Below are 4,662 nucleotides of genomic sequence, written 5' to 3' on the forward strand. Positions count from 1 at the left end.
GGTCGAGCGGCGCCTTCATGAAGAGCGCAGGCTCAAGGAACCGTTGCCCGGCATCCGCTCCGGCAAGGATCACACCGTCTTTCAGCACCAGCTTGGCCACATGGTCCTGGATGTTCGGGCTGTTGACGACGTCCTGGAAGAACTGGATCGGGTTCATACCGGCCTTCATCCCGACCAGAACGGAGAGGAGGAATGCACCGGACATGAGGAGACCGGCCTTGATGATCTGAACCCAGGTGGTGGCAGTCATGCCGCCGAAAACGACGTAGCCGATCATCAGGATACCGACGCCGATGATGGCGGTCTTGTACGGAATGCCGACCAGAAGAGCCATCAGCTTGCCGGCACCGACCATCTGGGCGGTGAGGTAGAAGGTGGACACGGCAACTGTCGAGATTGCGGCCACGGCGCGGACCGGCTTGGGCTCGGTACGGAAGGAGAGGATATCTCCCAGGGTGTACTTGCCGGCGTTCCGGCACGGCTCGGCAACGATCAGGAGCACGGTGATGTATGCCACCAGCCAGCCGACCGAGTACATGAACCCGTCATACCCGTAAAGGGAGATCATCCCGGAAATACCGAGGAACGATGCGGCTGACATGTAGTCGCCGGCGATCGCCCAGCCGTTCTGGGTGCCGGTAATCCCGCCGCCCGCGGCATAGAAGTCGGCCGCGGTCTTGGTCCGCTTGGCGGCCCAGACAACAACTGACATGGTGATGGCGATGATGACCAGGAACATGCCGATGGTGATGGTCTTGTTGGCCTTTATGGTCTTCTTTTCTACCGGGGCTGCAGGGGCCGGAGCGGCCTGGCTCTGCATCGGAGCGGCTGCTGGCGCTACTGCTGCCGGGGCTCCGGGAGCCGCAGGGGCAGTTGCTGCGGGCGCTGCTGCTGTCGGAGCGGCGGCCGGGGCAGGAGCCTTGGCCGGCTCGGCAAATGCGATGGAACCCAGGGAGAGGGCCAGAGCTGCTGCGATTATAGTCTTCTTGATCATAATGGTCCTCCTCCTTTACTTGAGCTCGTCAACCAGCTCACGGGTGAGCCGGTCGAAGTCTTTGTTGGCCACATGGGCGTAATAGTGGGCAAGCCCCCACGAAACGACGAACTGCGAGATCGCGAATACGTAACCGAAGTTGATCACGCCGATCATCTTGACCTTGAACAGGCCTGGTGCGAAAGCTGCCCCAATGGGGAGGAGGAAATAATAAACAGTGGAAAAAATCCACCAGCCGAACAGGAACACCGTCTTTTTGCGATGCAGTTCGATGAATTTTGGGTTTCTCGCTATTGCGGCCCAATCGTATTGCCTTTCTGCCATGATAGTTACTCCTTTCTTGGTAAGGTTAAAGCATTGATGGAACGGCGTCCCGCTCCATACGTTCCCTTAAAATTTTTAGCTGGCTTGCTCTCGCCTCCTTTCGATCTGTATTGTTTCCTGCTGTGTGCTCCGATTTTCAATGAGTGCATACCCGAAATTAATCGATCACATCTCTGCTTCGCAGAACCGTGAAAAGCCGGATATCATCGCTCATACATCAGTAATCCGCCCGGAACCAGCCACCTGACCATTACTTGCCTCGGGTTATGCCGGCGAATAACCAAACCTGAATGACAGTTGCTCCGCAAACTCTTGCATGGAGGGTATTATCTCTTGCTCCACCCTTTCTGATAACAGGCGAAACGAGGGACCAAGTAGCGTGATAGCGCCAAGTACTTTACCTGCATAATCCTTGAACGGGACCGCGATACTTACCACCCCTTCGCCAAGGGAATCCTCATCTACAGCAACGCCATCATTTCGTATCTGTGCCAACTCCTGTTCGAGGAGGTCGATTCGCACATTAGATCCGTTACGCCTGCTCTTTCCAAGCAAAGTTCCGACATGATCAAGCGAAACCCCCATAGCAGCCATAACTTTCCCCGCGGCAGTCGCGAAAAACGGGTACCGCATTCCGACGAGCGGCATGGTTTTTACTTGCTGCTTACAGACTGCCATATCAAGAAACAAGACTTCCTTATCGCACATCACCGTCAAATAAACGTCTTCCTGATGCCTTCTTGATAACTCCTCGATAACCGGGTGCGCATTGTTTATTACCGATGCCGGTCTTAACAGTTTCCGTGCGAATTCGAACGCTGTTATCCCCAAATGGTATGTGCCGCGACTGACATCTCTTTCTGCAATACCAAGCTCTGTTAACGTTGAGAGGATGCGGAAGGTTTTATTACGTGAAAGGCCTAATTTTTCAGCCATATAGACCAAGTTGTTATTGTCGTTTGATGTATCCGACAGGAGTTCTATAGCCTCAATAGCCTTTTCAACTGTGTTAATCCGATATTCTGGCGAAATAAGCGCAGAATGTTTCATAGCGGCACTCGCTTTCTTGTATGTGCAGTAAAAACCATGGCAAGCGACGGATAAGCGGCAAGTGCCTGGTGATCCAATTTATTGATAATAACAATAATTGGTGTTACAAATAAATTAGTATAACAAGATTTTATTTGCAACTAATTTTTTTAATGGCTATTTTATTAGTTGTCGGCATTAGTCGTAATCTCGGTGAAATTTGTGAATTTGATGTCGATAAAATTGTAAAATAGCGGTATAGTTTCCCAACTTTTTACCGGTGGAGGAAATATGACGAAATTACCTGATCGGAATAAAATAGTTGCTGAGACCATAGATGACCTGAGACGCATATTTCAGGCTGTTACGGATTTTTCCCGGCAAGCCGAACGGATCACCGGCTTGACCGGTTCACAGTTGTGGGCTGTAAAGGTCATCGCAGAGAGCAAGTCAATCAAGGTCTCAGACCTGGCAAAACGAATGTACCTGCATCCCACCACCGTTGTTGGCATACTCGATCGCCTTGAGGCTCAGGAGTTGGTTCAGCGAAGCCGCTCAAAAACAGACAGGCGTGTGGTTGATGTGGCACTCACAGCATCAGGAGAGAAATTGGTCGCAACATCCCCTGATGTCGCTCAAGGGATGTTGGTTACTGGCTTGGAGAAAATAACCGACGATAAACTGGTGAGAATACATGAAGGTATGGCTGAGTTTGTCAAGATTCTCGGCATGGAAGAGGCGCCGCCACGTTTGATCTTGTCAAATGAGGTAAACATCGCATAGCCGAGGCCCTGCCGCAGGGGCAACAGAGAAAACAGGTAACGATCCTCCCTGCTGCGATTTCCTCGCGGTCACTCCGGCAATATAAAACAACTCTTGAGAATCGTGCTGCGTATAAATTATGGAATGGCACTCAGGATTAAGGAGAGAGAAAATCTTTTGGGACATGCGGCTGAAACCGCACAAAATCAGTAAACTAAACCTCAACAGGAAGGAGGTAAAGAACGCGATGGTCCGCCTGGATAGATTTCGATAATCCTGCCAACATTATCCCGCCTTTTTTATCCTTCAAAGCATCATTCAAACCGGCGATGAATTTTACGAATGGACTCTCACTGTATCCATCGATGATTTTCAGAGCGACAGCATACTCATTTACCCTTACGACCTTGCAATAAAACTCGCAAAAGAAATCTTCATAAACAAAGAAATTGCACGGCTCCCCGAAGTGAAGACCAGTCAGCGATGTACCGGAACCAACGAGGGCGCCACCAAGAGAAATGTTCTTAACCGTTGCCGGATAATACCATCCTCTCAGGTGAAGCATGCATTTCTCTTCACAATTGCTTCGTGCGTGTTGCCTATCTTCTAGCATGTCGCACCGCCGAACTCAATTGATGCTAATGAAACATAATTATACCAGATAATCAAATTGCCGCAACACGAGAAGAACAAAACAATTGCTGAATAGTTCTCTACCAGGAATAAAAAACCCCCATCTGAATGATTCAAAGATGGGGTGGTGAAAACAAGGGGAAGGACCTTGCGAAAGCAATATGACAATAATGTCACATACAGTCAAATAAAATTTTACTAACATTTAATATAAGATCAGGCGATGACAGCAACGACCAGCTAAGTTGAAGCAAGAGCAAAAGACTGCATCTGTTGTTGAAGCTCCCCGAAATGGGGAGCTGTCAAGAATACACCCCGAAAGCAATAATCCGCTAGATGATTGCAGAACTTTCCTGTTTCCACTGGCCGGATGGAATCTTCGCTGAAGGGATGCCGGATTATTCGGTGATCGACAGGGCATCTCTTGCCGGTGCCATACCAGGATTAAGAACCGCCATTGACCGATTTAAAACAGCGGCACTTGATACAGAACACCAATGCGCCGCATGGCAAGCTCTGTTAATGATTAGGTTCAGGTTTGTGGAATAGTGCACCCAAGATGACAGAAATCCAGCTTGATACTAATGCTACAAGAAATATCGTTGCCATGATTTCACCTCAATTACCAAGAGTGAATTTCATCTTATGTTAAGCCATATTTGTGCCATAGCTAACATGTCGAAATCATGTAATATAGCCTAATGCATGGTGAGAATAATTTTAACAATTGCGCGAGATTTGATCTCTTAGCAAAGGAACCCGGTTTATTTAACCGATTAACCGCTGGAAAAGCTTTTTGTATGGATATGGGGAAGTAGAAACAAATTTGCAAAAGAAGGCGATTTATCAAGCGACTGACCCTATAGAATAAAGGCAAAGAAAAAGACCCTACAGAATCACCTGTAAGGTCTTGATTTTTA

5 protein-coding genes are annotated in these 4,662 nt (G+C 48.8%); 1 reads left to right on the forward strand and 4 read right to left on the reverse strand.

The window, feature by feature from the left end; translation table 11 throughout:
• The 3 genes from OR1_RS20320 to OR1_RS20330 all read right to left on the reverse strand — a co-directional run.
• Positions 1-994, reverse strand: a 994-nt coding sequence (locus OR1_RS20320) for a cation acetate symporter (RefSeq protein WP_160295291.1), incomplete at its 3' end; no start/stop codon positions are given.
• A 15-nt stretch (positions 995-1,009) separates the two neighbouring features.
• Entirely contained in the window at positions 1,010-1,318 is a 309-nt protein-coding gene (locus OR1_RS20325) for a DUF485 domain-containing protein (protein ID WP_041974952.1), read from the reverse strand.
• A 264-nt stretch (positions 1,319-1,582) separates the two neighbouring features.
• On the reverse strand, positions 1,583-2,368 hold the full coding sequence (locus tag OR1_RS20330) for an IclR family transcriptional regulator (protein ID WP_041974953.1): 786 nt from the start codon (positions 2,366-2,368) through the stop codon (positions 1,583-1,585).
• A gap of 270 nt (positions 2,369-2,638) precedes the next feature.
• Here OR1_RS20330 and OR1_RS20335 point away from each other — a divergent pair, with 270 nt between their 5' ends.
• Positions 2,639-3,130 (forward strand): MarR family winged helix-turn-helix transcriptional regulator, encoded by a 492-nt coding sequence (locus tag OR1_RS20335; protein WP_041974954.1) that lies wholly within the window; start codon positions 2,639-2,641, stop codon positions 3,128-3,130.
• 193 nt (positions 3,131-3,323) lie between these two features.
• On the opposite strand, the gene OR1_RS20340 is transcribed toward OR1_RS20335, so the two are convergent.
• Entirely contained in the window at positions 3,324-3,722 is a 399-nt protein-coding gene (locus tag OR1_RS20340; protein ID WP_082003067.1) for a PilZ domain-containing protein, read from the reverse strand.
• Positions 3,723-4,662: the final 940 nt, after the last annotated feature.

Origin of the sequence: Geobacter sp. OR-1 (assembly GCF_000813145.1) — a bacterium.
In the GTDB taxonomy this organism is placed as follows: domain Bacteria; phylum Desulfobacterota; class Desulfuromonadia; order Geobacterales; family DSM-12255; genus Geoanaerobacter.

What these genes read in the sequence shown, in the direction of transcription:
- OR1_RS20335 (WP_041974954.1), top strand. Translation starts at nt 2,639, where the DNA reads ATGACGAAATTACCTGATCGGAATAAAATAGTTGCTGAGACCATAGAT.
- OR1_RS20340 (WP_082003067.1), bottom strand. Translation starts at nt 3,722, where the DNA reads ATGCTAGAAGATAGGCAACACGCACGAAGCAATTGTGAAGAGAAATGC.
- OR1_RS20330 (WP_041974953.1), bottom strand. Translation starts at nt 2,368, where the DNA reads ATGAAACATTCTGCGCTTATTTCGCCAGAATATCGGATTAACACAGTT.
- OR1_RS20325 (WP_041974952.1), bottom strand. Translation starts at nt 1,318, where the DNA reads ATGGCAGAAAGGCAATACGATTGGGCCGCAATAGCGAGAAACCCAAAA.